The organism is Streptomyces sp. V3I7 (genome assembly GCF_030817495.1).
Lineage (GTDB): Bacteria > Actinomycetota > Actinomycetes > Streptomycetales > Streptomycetaceae > Streptomyces.
The window spans coordinates 23,288-37,589 of sequence record NZ_JAUSZK010000002.1; the positions used below are offsets into that span (position 1 = coordinate 23,288).

Here is a 14,302-nt window from a genome sequence, read left to right on the forward strand (position 1 = left end):
ACGGTCCGCAGTTACCGGTGGGTGTCCTCGCGCTGGCCGCTACATCAAACCGTCTCTCAGAACACGATCGAGCGCTGCCCTGCCTGCGGGTCCCCATGTCGGCTTGCCGCCAGGAAGGCCCCGGTCTCCGTTCTGGCCCATCAGCATGAGGAACAAGCTCTTCAGAGCGGCCAGCCCGCGGGCGCGCCGGATCGTCCCCTCGTCCGCCTGCGCGTACACGTTGAAGAACCGCGAGGCGCAGCCTGCGGGAAGGAGTACCCATGCGGCGGCGAGGTCCCACGCTGGATCGCCGGCGAACATGGCACCGAAGTCGACGATGCCCGAGAGCGTCCCGTCCGAGACGACGACGTTCGCGGGATGAAGATCGCCGTGCACCCACAGCGGCGGGCCCTCCCACTCGGGCGCCGCGACGGCGTCGTCCCAGACGGCCCGGACATCGTCGGCGAGGTCGTCGGGGACGACAGCGTGGAAGAAGTGGTCGAAGCCGTCCGTGCACTTCTTGGGGTGAGCGCCGAAGTCCGAGCTGATCGGCGCCTCGGCGGGCGCCTCCACGTGGAGCGCCCTGAGGAAGCCCGCCAGTGTGTCGGCCGCGTGGGCGCCGCGGCTGATCGAGCCGTGGTCCAGCGGCTCGCCGGGAACCCACGTCATGATGGTCCAGTGCTTGGGGAAGCGCTCGGACGGTTCGCCGAACCGCACCGGGGTCGGCACCGGGAGCGGCAGGCGCGGGGCTAGCACGGGTAGCCACCGCCGCTCCTTGAGCTGGCGCTCCGGGGTGGGGTCCATGCGCTGCATGCGCACGGCCAACTCGTCCCCGAGGCGCCACATTTGGTTGCCCCAGCCGCCCGCCACCTCGCGGATGGCCAGCCCTGCAAGGTCTGGATGTTGCTCCTGCAGCAGGTCGCGGACCAGGTCTGCGGTGATCTGGATCTCGGAGTCGGTCATGCGAAGCCACACTACTGGGGCAGGATGCTGGCTTCACTCGTGATCCGCGACTGGCTAGCTGCCTGAGCCGGTGGCCGACAGCGGTACCTCGACGACGAAGAACAGGAAGTTGGGACGGGTCGAGAGGCCCTGGAAGCTGTCCGGGAACAGCTCACGGGCGCCCGGGTCGGGTTGCGGCTCGCTGATGACGGAAAGTCGGAAGCCAGCGGTGGTGAAGGCGTCGGTCATCGCGTGCAATGGCCTGCGCCAGAACTCCATCGGGACGGACTGTCCGTTGAGTGTCCAGTCAAAGGTGTAGCTGGTGGTCGCGTGGTAGTCGGGCCGGGGATCCCGGTGCGCGTAGGCCGCGAAGGGATGGCTCACCGACGCGATCAGGCGGCCGCCGGGCCGGAGTACCCGCCGGAACTCGGCCAGCGTCGGCCCCCAGTCCTCCAGGTAGTGCAGGACCAGTGACGCGACCACGTCGTCGAACACACCGTCATCGAACGGCAGAGGATCGCATAGGTCGACCACGTGCAGGGCCACGTCGTCGCCGAGCCGCCGCCTCGCCAGTGCCAGCATCCCGGCGCTGGCGTCGATGCCGGTGACGGCGGCGCCGCGGTCGCGCAGCACGGCGGCCAGCGGGCCCGAGCCGCAGCCGGCGTCAAGGATCCGACGGCCGGTAACGTCCCCGGCGAGGGCCAGCATCGCCGGCCGCTCGTAGTACGCGTTCACGAGGCTGTTCTCGTTCTCCGCGGAGAACATCTCGGCGAAGCTGTCGTAGTCGTTCGCTGGGTTCCGATCCGCGGACTGCATCGTCGCAGCCTAGTAGTCACATGATCCGCCGGACAGGTCCCCACACACCGTCCGCCGTCTGACCGCCCTCCATCCAACTCACTGCGATTTCCTGCACCCCAGCTACTCACGCTCGCAGTCGTTGCCGGTCACCGCCCATCGCTGCCCACGCCCCTGTTGCTTTCTGGGACTCCTCGGCTGCGGACCTGGCCTGCGAGGACGATGCCTTCGTCAGATGGGTCAATAACAGGCAAAGGAAGCGAGATAACGGCCGAACTCGACCCGATGCTTCAGGGCTTCGACAGCAGCTTCGGCGAGCGGTAACCCGCAGCTTGCCGGATCGAGCGCTCAAGTCACGCTCCCACCGACTCAGTTATCTCGACTCACGTAGCCGTGCCAAAAAGTGGAGGATCCGGAGGGGCGGCAGGCACGTTGTGGCACACACACCGGCAGCTAGAGTCATTTGCGTGACTTTCCAGCTTCACCCTCGTGGCTTCATCGGCTGTTTCATAGAGGGCGTGACGCAGATTTTCGAACGCCTTGGTGTATGCGCCGTCGAAGACAGGGGCATCCGGTTTCGATTCCCTCAGCTTCCCCCTGATTGCATGGAATGTGCAGATGTACTCACAGACGTGGCCAGTGATCATTCGATCCAGGTGCTTTACCGCGTCGTCTGGCTTGTTGTCACTATCCTTCAACAGGAGTTCGCGGCCGATTTCCACATGCTCGAAAGCCCAGAGCATGGAGAGGTAGGCCGACATCACCTCGCTCCGCTCTACCCCTTCATTTGAGATGCCCCTGTTCTGCCAGTGGAGAGACCTAAGCTGACTCCGCGCTTCTCTGGCGGATTCACTAATCAGGACCGCGTGCAAGTCGCGAACAACGGCGAAACGGGTGATCTGATGCTGCTTGCGGTTCGCTCGCCTAGAAAGTCGATACGCGGCGGCGGCGATAAAGCACGAAGCTACCGCGGCGCTACGCCATAACAGCTCAAATTTCCCATCCAACTCGGCTCCTCTCCGTTGTGCCCCGCGTCACTGAAAACGCGAGCCAAGCCCTCATTGGTTCCACCGTCGGTGCGGCACCCATGTGCTGTGAGCAGCGGATGGATCGGTCATCCGTTCACTGTGACCGCTCGCGGCCGCTCAGCGTGAGGCGGTGATCGGCCATGTATGACCGCCCCGCAGAGCAGCAGGGCGGGCCCGTGCAGCGGCTTAGCGCCCGGGTACGACGAGATCCTGTGGCTGCCGACCCTCACCGGCTCGTTTTGTGCGGGGCACCATTGACGAGGGCCGACCAGGTTTCCGGGCCCACGACGCCATCGGTAATGAGGTGGCGGTCAGCCTGGAAGGTCCTCACGGCCTGGGTGGTCTTGTGGCCGAAGACTCCGTCGACGTCCAGGCGGTAGCCGCGGGCGTTCAGCAGGCGCTGGGCAGCCAGGACGGCAGGAGCGCGGTCACCGGCACGGATGTTGATGATGAGAGCGTGCCACGTGTCCGGGCCGACGATGTCGTCGTCGGTGAGGGACCGATCGCGCTGATAGGAGGTCACGGTGGCGGTCGTCGCCGGGCCGAAGGCGCCGTCGGCGTCGGTGCGGTACCCGTGGGCGGTGAGCAGGAGCTGGATCGCGGCGACGGTCTCGCCTTCGGTGCCGGACCGGACCAGGGGCCACGTTCGGGGCCCGGTTCCGGGCTGATGCCTCTCAGGCCGGGACGGGGCGGGAGGTTCGGTCGGTGGTGGCGCTGCTTCGGCTCGGTCGGTGCCCGTGTCGTCCTGCGTGGTCTCGGCTGTGCTGCCGGTGCTGGTGTCGTCGTATGTGGGCGGGAGGCACTCGGTCGGCGCGCAGTCGTCGGCGGTGGGCGCGGCGGCCGCCGGCGGTGCGGTGTCCGCTCGTCCTTCGGCGTTCTGGTAGGCGGAGGCGGTCAGGGTGATCGCGGCGACCGCACTGACGCCGAGGAGCAGGGGACGGCGGCGGAGCCAGCCGAGCAGGTGCCGGACGGCTCCGGCAGGTCGGCGCCGCGGCGCGGCGCGGTGGGGGTTCCGTGTGGGGTCCATGGCTTCTCCGGAGAAGAGGGTGGGGGTGAGGCGAGGGGTTGGGTGTTGCTGAGCTGGGGCGGACCAATGGGGTCCGCCCCAGCTCAGCGGTAGGGGGTTACTTCCAGGCGCAGTGGACGTGCGTCTTGTGGCCGGGGGACGGCGGGCCGATGACCTCGGTGGCGCCGAGCTGGGAGCAGGCCTTCATCAGTGCCCGGTGCGGGGCGCCGCTGCCGACGTGCTTGCCGTTGATCTCGTTCGCGTCGAAGGTGAGGCCGCGGTAGTGCCGGGAGTTCTTGCTGTGCACGCCGCCGACGAACTCGGAGATGTTCAGCCGGTAGCCGTACTTGTCGTGCAGGGTGAGCAGCGCTCGGAGCATCCGGGCGTCCAGCTGGACGCGCTTGGCTCCGACGTGGCTCTGCGGGCTGGTGAGCGCGCCGCGGCCGGCGGCCATGTCCACGATGTTGGCGTACGCGGTGGAACCGCTGTGCCGGGTCTCCGAGTGCGCGCGGGCGAAGGTGAGTCCGGGGGTCTTGAGGACCTGCTTCGCCAACTCGACGGCGTTACCCGCCGGGACGGTCGTTCCGTTGCCTCCCTGGTCGGCGAGCAGCGCACTCCAGGTGCGCGGGCCGGCGACGCCGTCGGGCTGGAGACGCTTGCTGCTCTGGAAGGCGCGGACGGCGGCCGTGGTGGCCGGCCCGAACACGCCGTCGGCGTCGATCCGCGCGCCGGAGGCCTTCAGTTGGTGCTGCAGGGCCTTGACCGCCGGGCCGCGGCTGCCCTCCTTGACCGTGACCAGCAGGGCGCCCCAGGTGTGCGGGCCGATGACGCCGTCGGCCTTGAGGCCCTTGCTGCTCTGGAAGGTCCGGACGGCGGCCGTGGTGGCCGGGCCGAACATCCCGTCCGCGTCGATCCGCGCGCCGGAGGCCTTCAGGAGCTCCTGGGCGGTGACGACGTCGGTGCCGCGGCTCTGCGTCTTGAGCAGCGGCGCCCCGGTGACCGCCGGCGTGCCGGGCTGCTGGGGCGGAGGCGTGGTGCTCCCGCCACCGCTGCCCAGGTGCGCGAGTTGGCGCAGCTCGGCGAGCGAGCCCCTGAAGACGTTCAGGTCCACCCCCTTCGTCGAAGGGATGCCGGGCACGGTGCCGTGCTCGGTGTACTGCCAGATCTTCCAGCTCTGCCCGGCACGCGGCACGGCGGCTGGCTCCGTCGAGCCGCTCTCGTAGCGCGGCTGCCACAGGACGTGCCCGGCGAACAGCGACCCGTCGCCGTGCATGCAGCGGTCGACGAACGGCTTGTTGGTGTAGATGAGCGGCTTGACGCCCATCTGCGTGTTGATCACGTCCAGGAACGCCCTGACGCCGGCGGCGCTGAAGTTGGCCGGGCAGTTCGCGCTCGCCGTCAGCTCCAGGTCGAGCGCGGGCGGCAGTTCACCGGCGCGCTTGCCCGTGTAGCCGGCGGCCTTCACCGTGCGGACGAAGTTTCGGGCCTGGTCGGCTCCCGGGGTGCGGCCGTAGAAGTGGTAGGCCCCGTGCGGCATGCCGACCTGCCGGGCGCCCTGGAGGTCGTGGCCGAACCAGGGGTCGGGCCAGTCCGCGCCCTCGGTCGCCTTGGCGTACATGAACGCCTGCCCTGTGGAGCGGACCTTGTTCCAGTCGATCGCCCGACCCCCGCTGTGGTTGTGATGGCTGGTGTCCACGCCCTTGACGCTGTAACTCGCGGGGGTGGCCGCGTCGGCTGGCAGGACGGTCATGCCCGCGAACAGCATCCCCCCGCTCGCCAATACCGCGCCGGCCCAGCCCACGGACTTCTTGGTGGTCTTCTTCACCGTTCGGTTCCTCTCGATCACGTCCGCGCCCCGGCCCGTAAAAGCCGAGGCGAGGCGGCGGACTTGTGGATGAGCTCGTCGCTCGAGAGGAGAAGATGACCGTCCCGCCGTACCAGCGCTAGAGTCTGGGTGACACTGGGTCAGATCAGGACGTACTGGTCGCTGACCAGCACGTTTCAATGCCACCGGGGGCGTTGTGGGACAGTTCGGGACGGGCGGAGAACGCGATGAGACGGCACGGGACGGCTCGGTGGAGCCGGCCGAGCCTGCACCGGAGCTCGTGGACCTGCTGAGCCTGATCCGCCGCTACATGGCGGAGCTCGGCTGGTCCTATAACGTGATGGGCCGCAGGACCACCGCCTCGGCCAGCACCTGGAACCGCTGGGCCACTCAAGGCAGACTGCCCCGCCGGGACGCGCTCACCAGCTTCGCCGACGCGGCACCCCGTACGGTTGACCGCGCGGAACTCCTGAGCCTGTGGGACGCCGCATGGGCAGCCCAACAGCAGGTCCCCGAGCTCGCCGAGGAACAGCCGCACCCGACGCCCGCCGGCGCACAGGGCGCGCCCGCGCAGGGCAGCCGTCGCAGCACGGCCCGGAAAACCGTCCCGCTCGTCTCAGGGCTCGTCGGCGCCGCCGTCGCCGGCGGCGTCTTCCTCTTCTGGGCCATCAACGCCAACGCCAACGACCCCTCCGGCGCACAGGCCGCGCCGCCCGCCGCTTCCGCCTCGCCCGCCGTAGAGCCCACCCCCACGGTCAGCTGCCACGGCACCGCCTGCGCCACCCTGGATCCGGCCCACTCGATCTGCGCCAAGGACGCCGTGACCGCGTACATCGGCAAGAAGTACGGCGCGGTCATCGAGCTCCGCTACAGCAGCCGGTGCGCCGCCGCCTGGGCCAAGATGAGCCACACCTCGGCCGGAGACCGCGTGACCATCACCCCCCGCCATGGCGACGCCGAGGAATACCGCCAGCAGTACGGACACGACGCGCACACCAGCATGGTGGCGGCCGGCACCCCCGGGGACGCCCGCGCCTGCGCGATCATCCAGGACCGCGGCACCATCTGCGCCACCAAACCGGCCACACCGCACACCGCCACGCCGAGCTAAGGACACCGCGGTCGTCGAGCCACTGCAGATGGTCTGGCCGGGCATGGTGCGGTTCAGCAGTCCAACGGCCGGGCGCGCTGGAGGGCTTGGGTCCTGTTCAGAGCAGGCGTAGGACGCCGACGACCTTTCCGAGGATCTGCGCCTGGTCGCCGGGGATCGGCTGGTAGGCGGGATTGCGCGGGGCGAGCCATACCTGCCCGTCCTGTCGGCGGAGCACCTTGACGGTGGCCTCGTCCTCCAGGAGCGCGGCGACGATGTCGCCGTGGTCCGCACTGTCCTGCCGTCGTACCGTCACGATGTCGCCGTCGCAGATCGCCGCGTCGATCATGGAGTCACCGGAGACCGTCAGGGCGAACAGGTCGCCCTCGCCGACGACTTGGCGGGGCAGCGAGTAGACGTCCTCGACCACCTCGTGGGCGAGCAGGGGTGCGCCCGCCGCGATCCGCCCGACGAGCGGTACCTCAGCCGGTGGCTCGCCCGCGCTGCCCAGGTCGGGCGCCCAGGAGGGCCGCACTCGATAGGCACGGGGCCGGTGCGGGTCGCGGTACAGGACACCCTTGCGTTCGAGGGCCGTCAGTTGATGGGCCACGGAGGACGTGCTGGACAGCTTCACGGCCTGGCCGATCTCCCGCATGGTCGGCGGGTAGCCCTGCCGGTCGACGGCCTGCGTGATGTAGCGGACGATGGCAGCCTGGCGGATCGTCAGCTCCCCTTCAACGGTCCGGCGGCCCGGGGGACGTCCCCGCCGCGCTGTGGCGCTGTTCTCCACCCCGGGCCCTTCCGTGCAAGATCTCTCCCAGGTCGCGACCTTAACCCGCCATCTCCTGCTATGGAACACCGTTTCGGCTAGCTCGGGCATTCCCGTGCAGGGCGGCCGATGGTCCACAGGTCGCCGGGCGCGCGGACGAAAGCGCGGTGGGCGCTCATGTCCCGCTTCAGCTGCGCGGCGGAGACCGTGTGGCCGCGCCGGTCGAGCGCGTCACGCAGGTTCCCGGGCGTCAGGGGCCGGCCGCAACGCGCGAGGTACCGCGCGGCCAGCTGCTCGGTGGTGGGATAGGCAGGCGGATCCACCACCAGGAGCGAGTCGCGGAGCAGCTGGCGCTCGGTCCTCCCGGCACTGACCAGTTCCATCAGCGGCGTTGCCGCCTCCCCCGCTCGGGCAAGACGCCGCCGCCAGTCGCCGCGGGCCAGGTAGCCGCGGCGGTAGCACCACCACAGCAGGCCGCCGCCGGCGAGCGCCGCGGGCAGCGGGTTGCGTGCGGCCAGGGCCACCACGCGGTGCGCGCCCGCACCGAACAGGCGCAGGGCGAGCTCGATGAGGACCAGCGCGTTCGCGGCGGTGGCTTCGAGCCCGGCCACGCGCAGCACGCGCTGGGCGATGGGGATCCACTCAATGACGGCGAATCCGAAACGGGAGAAGACGCTGTCGTTGGTGACGATGACGCACGGCCCGAGGAACTGCGCGAGCGCCATCGTGGGCGCGTCGTCGGGGTCGCCGCGGTATTTCCGTGGGACGTCCCGGTCGACCCGCAGGAGGTGCCGGGTCTCCGGGGAGAGGTGGTCGCGGATCTCCAGGTCGACTACCCGAAGGTCGGGCAGGACCTGCTGGTCGAGCACGCGGCGCGCCTGACGTTCCGTCACCCCATGGTGATCGGCCACTTTGGCGAGGTGCTTGTCGACCTCACCGGGCACGTGTGCGGCGACGTACGGGGTGACGGAGAAGGCGATGGGGCTGTTCGCACCGTTCGCCGGGGACCAGAACCCCCGGCCAGTGCGGGTGCCGGTCGGTCACCGGCGCCCCGCAGCCGGCGACCGTTCGGCACGGTCCTTCCGGGCTCGGTGTCGGGCGGCCGCGTGCGTGGCGTCGGCCGCCTCACCACCGGTTTGAACGCATGATCGGTTCGCGCTGGTTATACGGCCCAGGACGCCCGCGTTAAGACTTCCACAGCCGTACGCTGTTGCTGTGCGCGACTGTGACGGCGAGCAACCGTCCGTTCGGCGAGAGAGCGAGACCTGTGACGTCGTCATCAACAAGGAGATCACCTGTGTACACCTCATGCTCGCCGAACGCGTCTACACGCCCGATTGTCGTGTCACAGAGTCGCACTCCCCTATTTGATCCAATCGCGAGCCAGCCATCGGGAGAGAAGGCCAACGCTCTGATCTGCTCGCGGTCGCCGCCCAGGTACAGGTTCAGAATCATGCCGCCGTCGTTGGGCGTTCTTACATCCGCTACAAGCCACAACCAGGTCGCTCCGCCGTCGCCGGTTGCGAGCACATGCCCATCGGGCGAAAGCGCCATAGCCGTAACGGGCCCCTCGCTGTACGAGGCAGCGATCTTGGCGTCAGTCTCTGGATCCCACAAGTAGCAATCGCCTCCGTCAGTCGTGATGAACAGGCGCTGGTCTGGCGTATACGCCAGAGCGGACACAGAATCGTCAACCTGACAGGTCCTCACGACGACGCCGTCGTTTACATCCCAGAGCCGAACACCTCCTTCGCCGCCGGTAGCAAGACGTCGTGCGTCTGGCGAGAACGCCAGGGCGGTGACCTGACGCTGACCAGGCAAGGCAATTTGCAGCTTCCCGGTCTCTGCCTCATGTAGATGTACCTGGCCAGTGCTGCTAACGGCGAGCAGCCGCCCATCAGGCGGCGAGAACGCCAGCGCCGTGACAGGCCCGGTGGTCACGGTTCGCGGGTCTCGCGTCTCAGCGAGCACCTCGGTGTCCCACAGCCGCACACGTCCGTCCGCGCTGCTGGTTGCGAGCCAGCGTCCCTCTGGCGGCGAGAACGCCAAGTGGCGGACGGGGTGACCGCTGAAGAGAGGACGGTGCAGCGGGTAGTACTGCTTCTCCGACCGGGAGTGTGGCTGAGTGCTAAGAGGGTCGGACGCGCTCTCTGGTGTGCTGGATCGCCTCCGGGCCGCCTTCCGAAGAGCGTCGATCTGGCGCCAGCGTTCACGCCACGGCTCCAGTATCGGGTTGTCGCGTTGGGGCGGGCGTCCTTCCTCACCATCTTGATAGGACAACACCGTTCGAACCAGCCAGAGAAGCCGATCCATGGTTGGAAACTGCCGCCCGGCGAACACACCACTCATACTGGCTTTTGAACTGGCGCTTCCCTCCCCCAGTAGCTTCGATCCGCGGGCCCGGATCCGGTCGTAGGATGGCGCGCCCCGTTGCCGCTTCAGGTTGGTGAGTGCCTCTCCCAACCCTTGAAGCGCCGCCTCATAGGTGTTGTCATCGCGGTTCGCATCGCGATGTTCTGCCATGCTGTCATCCCCGTCTCAGCTGTTCGGTGACCAGCAGGTTAGAGGCACTATCGCGAAGCGCAGCCGAATCCGGCCGAACAACACTGAACAGTGATCGGCGTGTACGGACGTGTTCGGACTTTGACGGTGTTGTTCCATTCATGCAGGTCAGAAGCGTCGATGCAGTGACGGTGAAGACATGAACACGAACCCTCCCACTGCAGGCGGTCCCGGCTCGGAACCGCCGTTCTTGACCCTGCACACCAGTGTCGTACTGCTGGCGGCGGCGATCATTGGCATCGCTGTGGGTGCACTGACTGTGCTCAGCGGCGCCTCTGTAGCAGCATCTGTACTAGCCGGCCTCACGGGGGCGGGCGCCAGCGTGCCGGTCCTACGCTCCCTTATCGGTCGATAATGGCTTCTATCTTGCGAAGCGCCCTGCTGCCACAGGAGGGCGCTTCGCAGTTGACGACCGAATTGCACACCCTCGGAATACTGTCTCTCCACCAGTTCCAGGGCAGTGTGGAGCCGGCCTGGTACGTCGTGTGGGTACAGGCCCCCGACCACGTGCGGGCGATCGACGGCGTCTCGTACGACGACGTCCCCACCACGCGGCTGCCGCCACCGGCGCCGGAGGAACGCATCCTCGGGCCCCGCCGGCCGTCCGGCTGGGTCCTTGCAGAAGCAGGGCGGCCGACGCGGGCCCGGGCAGAGAGTCGTCCACGCCGTCGACTGCGAGGAAGCACCCGCCGGAGCGCCGGTGCTGGATCTGGAGCACGCCCTGGACGCCGCCCAGCATCCGAGCACCCGCCTGTGCTCCCTGTGCGGCGCCGTAGCCGAACTCGACCCGATGCTCCAGGGCTTCGACCGCACCTTCGGCGAGCGGTAACCCGCACGTCAGACGGCATGGGCAGGGACCGCGGGCACGCCCGGAACGGGGGCAACTCGATGTCTCGGTGCCGCTCAGACCCGGCCGGGCTTGGGCGGCGGGGCGCTGCACTCGCGGGCCATGGCCTCATCCGCCGCGCGAGCATCGGCGGCCCGGTCCTCGGCGTCCTGCGCGAGGTAGCGGGAGGACTCGTAGCCGGTGGCGTCGACGAGCCGGTGCAGCGCGGCCCGCTTGTCCAGGTAGTGCAGGCGGGCGTCGGCGCCAGCCGTCAGGTAGTGTTCGGCGGAGTTGAGTAGACCGACTACTTCGGCGATCAGCATGGTGTCCGTGCCTGGAGGCAGGGCCTGGCGGCCGGTCACGAGGGGTCTCCGTCCAACTGGGCCAGGCGCTCCATCTCATCGACGCCGTGCTCACAGCACCGCCCGCACACCAGCCGCCGCCGGTTGAGTTGTTCCGGAAGCCGGATGTCGTAGGGCAGCCGGTCCTTGTCCTTGCGGTCCCGCAGGTCGCAGTCGCACTCCGCGCAGACTAGCCGGGCGGCGCGGGCCTGCTTCTTCGACCAGAGCGGCCAGTCCGCCGACAGCGCCAGGCCAACGATGGCCATGCTGTCCGCTCGGGGCCGGAAGAGGGGGAAGGGCCAGCCCGGGCAGTCCTCGGGAATGTCGCCGATCGTTTCCTTCAGCGAGGGCATCCACCGGGTCAGGTGCGTCAGGTCGTTGCGCACGATGCGGATCTCCTCCCCGCGCCGCATCGCCTTGCTGCGGGAGTTGGCGAGCGGGAAGCGGAAGGCCGTGACGATCGTGTGCGGCACCTCCAGCAGGTCCAGGTCTCGGCCGAGGTCGGCGGCGGTGGCCTTCCACTCGCCACATCCGGTCTCCCGCCACAGCGCGAGCCCGTCGCTGTTGAACACCCCGGAGACCCGTACCGTGCTGATGACGCGTCGCTGCGCGGCCCTTACCTCCGGCGTGACCGCCTCGGGCATGCTCTTCACCTCGTCCCATCGCGGCAGCCGCAGGTGGCCGCGTCTGCACTGGTCAACGAGCCGGACCGCCGGGGGTCCGGTGCGACTTTTCCCGCCTTCCGCGCGCCACGCCACGGGAGCGTCCGCCTCAACAGCGTCCGCGAATCGCGGACATGGGGCGCCGGAAGTGGGGCCAGGTGGGCCGGTGCGTGACCGGGAGCCTGGCGCTCGTGCGGCATGGGCATGAAAGCCTGAACCCGTGCGATCTTCTGAAGACCCCATATCCAAACTCCAGGCCGCCCGTGCTCGAGCCGAGCGCTTGAACGCCGAGTACCGCGACTCGGTGGCCGCCGCGCTGGAGCAGGCTGCCAGGACCGTGCGCGAGGGCGGCGACGTCGACCAGGTCCTGCAGGAGGTGCGGCTGCTGCTCCCGCCGCCCACGGCGGCAGGCGCTGCTGAAGACTTGCCGCCCATCGAACCCGAGGCGGACGAACGGCCGGAGACCGAGGTCGTCAAGGGCCAGGTACGCGCTTGGTACCTCGCGCTGCCCCAGGAGGTACGCACCTCCTGGTCGGACCGCCAGATCGTTGAGGATCCGAGCTACCAGCCGGAGTTGGAGTCCCTGACGGGTCGCAAGTGGGACACCGTGCGCACCCGGTACCTTGCGCCGCTGCGCAAGGAACTCGGGGAAGGTCCGCAGCCCCGGCGGAGCTGACTGGTGAATACGGGGTGACGCGCAGCTCGCGCGCCTCCATCGGCTTACCGGCCGCGGAATGGCCAGCGCCACCGACTACGCCGCGACGTAGCGTTCGGCTCCGTCCTGAGCGGCGGGGCGATCCGGTCCGGCTCCAGCCCCACCTTGTGCGGGTGCACGCACGCCGGCGTCCGGTCGTCCAGGGTGTAGCGGAAGCCGTCAGCAGGACACCCGAACGTGCGCGGCGCTCACTCCGCTGGGGTTACGGGGTGAGCGCCTGGCGCACGTCATGCCATGAGCCTCTTCGAGTTGGCCACCGATCGGGTGATGGGCCGTGTAGCGCAACGAGCGAGGCCCCCGGGCTGTTGATCGAGATGTCTGACGTCTCAATCACGTTGCTCGGGGGCCTCGTTGGTCATCCATGCTGCCGCACTCGACCTGCCGCATGTACTCGTGGAGTGGGTCACCATGCTGATCATCACCCGTGAGGGCGACCGGCGCTGCAAGCTTCGTCCGTCCCAGCGCGCGATGGTGGCACTGGTGTACCTGCGCGAGCACACCACTCTTGCGAAGATCGCCGCCGGGTTCGGGATCAGCGAGTCCACCGCCCACGCCTACACCAGCGCGGTCATCGACCTGCTCGCCGAACGTGCACCAGGCCTCCTGAAGACGCTGCGCGAGCACGAACCCGAGTTCGTCCTGCTTGACGGCACCCTCGCCGAGTGCGACCGGGTCGGCGACGGCCGGGCCGACTACTCCCACAAACACCGGCGCCACGGCGTGAACGTGCAGGTCGTCACCGACCCCGGCGGCCAGTTGCTGTGGCTCTCGCCCGCCCTGCCGGGCCGCACCCATGACCTGACTGCCGCCCGCACCCACCGGATCATCCGGATCTGCGAACGCCAAGGCGTTCCCATCCTGGCCGATCTCGCCTACCAGGGCGCCGGCCCATGGCTGACCACCGGCATCAAACGCAGGCCCCTGCAGGAACTCACCCCCACCGAAAAGTCCCGCAACCAGGCACTGGCCGCAGCGCGAGCGTCCGTCGAACGCGGCGTCGCGAGGCTGAAGTCCTGGCGGATCTTCCGCAGGTCCCGGTGCAGCCCCAACCGCATGACGTCAATCGCCAAGGCCATCCTCACGCTGGAGCGGCAACGCTGAAGAAGCTCCATGTAAGGCCCGTTAGTTCTAACAGGGGTAACTGGGGCGGGAAGGGGTGGTTGGTGGGTGCTGAGTGGGCGCGGCATCACCGAGGGAGGCGGCTGTCCGGGGGCGGAGGAACGGCCGAAGCGCTCTGGACGCACTGAGGCGTCCTCAGCATGCCGCCGAGGACGCCTCTGTGACTGTGACGAGCGCAGGGCCTCTGCCCCCTTGCTCGGCCGGTCCTGCGGCAACAGGCCGACCATCCCTGTTGTGTCGAGTGGCAACGGCCAGGGCGACCGTGGTGGAGATATCTGCAGTAGGCCATGGTGAGACCACAACGTTGACCCGGAAACGGGCATGCGTCCGCGCGCGATACCGAGAGTAAAAAGACAGACCTCTCGGCCGTTTCTGAAAGCAAAATGGCAGGCTTGGGCCATGCTCTCAGCGGGCGGCGTGGTCCCTCATCGTCCTACATCGACATCTCCTTTATCTGCGGCACGGACCGACGTGAGGCCAGACCGTGGTGCGTGCAGCCGAGTGTGGACCTGAGGGCGGCCCGATTCAACGGTGATCTCGCGGCGGATCCGGGACAGCGCCTGCCACTGGGAGGGCTGGAGGCCCGCTTCGCCGGTGTCCGACCGCCGTGAGCTGCAAGGACATCGCGCTCACCGTTTCAACT

At 68.7% G+C, this 14,302-nt stretch carries 13 protein-coding genes and 1 pseudogene; 5 read left to right on the top strand and 9 right to left on the bottom strand.

The features are described 5' to 3' along the window. Positions 1-39: 39 nt before the first annotated feature. Entirely contained in the window at positions 40-942 is a 903-nt protein-coding gene (locus QFZ74_RS30115; RefSeq protein WP_307624355.1) for an aminoglycoside phosphotransferase family protein, read from the bottom strand. Between the two features lie 54 nt (positions 943-996). Then, entirely contained in the window at positions 997-1,737 is a 741-nt protein-coding gene (locus QFZ74_RS30120; protein ID WP_307624356.1) for a class I SAM-dependent methyltransferase, read from the bottom strand. A gap of 446 nt (positions 1,738-2,183) precedes the next feature. Between QFZ74_RS30120 and QFZ74_RS30125 the strand changes: the two genes are divergently transcribed. Then, positions 2,184-2,507, top strand: a complete 324-nt coding sequence (locus QFZ74_RS30125; RefSeq protein WP_307624357.1) for a hypothetical protein — start codon at positions 2,184-2,186, stop codon at positions 2,505-2,507. Positions 2,508-2,970: 463 nt separating this feature from the next. Here the strand turns inward: QFZ74_RS30125 and QFZ74_RS30130 are convergent, their stop codons facing one another. Both QFZ74_RS30130 and QFZ74_RS30135 read right to left on the bottom strand, forming a co-directional pair. Next, positions 2,971-3,771 (bottom strand): peptidoglycan-binding protein, encoded by an 801-nt coding sequence (locus QFZ74_RS30130; protein WP_307624358.1) that lies wholly within the window; start codon positions 3,769-3,771, stop codon positions 2,971-2,973. A 97-nt stretch (positions 3,772-3,868) separates the two neighbouring features. Then, a complete protein-coding gene (locus QFZ74_RS30135; RefSeq protein ID WP_307624359.1) occupies positions 3,869-5,575 on the bottom strand; it encodes a peptidoglycan-binding protein in 1,707 nt (568 codons plus the stop codon). A 196-nt stretch (positions 5,576-5,771) separates the two neighbouring features. Here QFZ74_RS30135 and QFZ74_RS30140 point away from each other — a divergent pair, with 196 nt between their 5' ends. Further along, on the top strand, positions 5,772-6,686 hold the full coding sequence (locus tag QFZ74_RS30140) for a DUF2690 domain-containing protein (RefSeq protein ID WP_307624360.1): 915 nt from the start codon (positions 5,772-5,774) through the stop codon (positions 6,684-6,686). 97 nt (positions 6,687-6,783) lie between these two features. Here QFZ74_RS30140 and lexA read toward each other — a convergent pair whose 3' ends face one another. The 3 genes from lexA to QFZ74_RS30155 all read right to left on the bottom strand — a co-directional run bounded on the left by lexA (position 6,784) and on the right by QFZ74_RS30155 (position 9,957). Continuing rightward, positions 6,784-7,455: a transcriptional repressor LexA gene (gene lexA, locus QFZ74_RS30145; RefSeq protein ID WP_307624361.1), complete on the bottom strand. Its 672-nt coding sequence runs from the start codon at positions 7,453-7,455 to the stop codon at positions 6,784-6,786. 77 nt (positions 7,456-7,532) lie between these two features. Further along, positions 7,533-8,414, bottom strand: a complete 882-nt coding sequence (locus tag QFZ74_RS30150) for a PIN domain-containing protein (RefSeq protein ID WP_307624403.1) — start codon at positions 8,412-8,414, stop codon at positions 7,533-7,535. A gap of 205 nt (positions 8,415-8,619) precedes the next feature. Next, entirely contained in the window at positions 8,620-9,957 is a 1,338-nt protein-coding gene (locus QFZ74_RS30155; RefSeq protein WP_307624362.1) for a WD40 repeat domain-containing protein, read from the bottom strand. A gap of 498 nt (positions 9,958-10,455) precedes the next feature. Between QFZ74_RS30155 and QFZ74_RS30525 the strand changes: the two are divergent. Further along, a pseudogene (locus QFZ74_RS30525) lies at positions 10,456-10,825 on the top strand (DUF6233 domain-containing protein); the annotation flags it as partial. Between the two features lie 74 nt (positions 10,826-10,899). Here the strand turns inward: QFZ74_RS30525 and QFZ74_RS30165 are convergent. Together QFZ74_RS30165 and QFZ74_RS30170 are read right to left on the bottom strand one after the other, a co-directional pair. Beyond that, complete coding sequence (locus QFZ74_RS30165; protein WP_307624365.1) at positions 10,900-11,184, bottom strand: hypothetical protein; 285 nt, start codon at positions 11,182-11,184, stop codon at positions 10,900-10,902. After that, entirely contained in the window at positions 11,181-11,807 is a 627-nt protein-coding gene (locus QFZ74_RS30170; RefSeq protein ID WP_307624367.1) for a hypothetical protein, read from the bottom strand. The genes QFZ74_RS30165 and QFZ74_RS30170 overlap by 4 nt, the downstream gene beginning before the upstream one ends. A gap of 238 nt (positions 11,808-12,045) precedes the next feature. Here QFZ74_RS30170 and QFZ74_RS30175 point away from each other — a divergent pair, with 238 nt between their 5' ends. Beyond that, a complete protein-coding gene (locus tag QFZ74_RS30175) occupies positions 12,046-12,501 on the top strand; it encodes a hypothetical protein (RefSeq protein WP_307624368.1) in 456 nt (151 codons plus the stop codon). 390 nt (positions 12,502-12,891) lie between these two features. After that, positions 12,892-13,641 carry a transposase family protein gene (locus QFZ74_RS30180; protein ID WP_307624369.1) on the top strand — a complete coding sequence of 250 codons (750 nt, stop codon included), beginning with the start codon at positions 12,892-12,894 and terminating at the stop codon, positions 13,639-13,641. Positions 13,642-14,302: the final 661 nt, after the last annotated feature.

Excerpts from the sequence above, each read along its gene's own strand:
- QFZ74_RS30115 (WP_307624355.1), bottom strand. The coding sequence starts at position 942 with ATGACCGACTCCGAGATCCAGATCACCGCAGACCTGGTCCGCGACCTG.
- QFZ74_RS30130 (WP_307624358.1), bottom strand. The coding sequence starts at position 3,771 with ATGGACCCCACACGGAACCCCCACCGCGCCGCGCCGCGGCGCCGACCT.
- QFZ74_RS30170 (WP_307624367.1), bottom strand. The coding sequence starts at position 11,807 with ATGCCCGAGGCGGTCACGCCGGAGGTAAGGGCCGCGCAGCGACGCGTC.
- QFZ74_RS30120 (WP_307624356.1), bottom strand. The coding sequence starts at position 1,737 with ATGCAGTCCGCGGATCGGAACCCAGCGAACGACTACGACAGCTTCGCC.
- QFZ74_RS30155 (WP_307624362.1), bottom strand. The coding sequence starts at position 9,957 with ATGGCAGAACATCGCGATGCGAACCGCGATGACAACACCTATGAGGCG.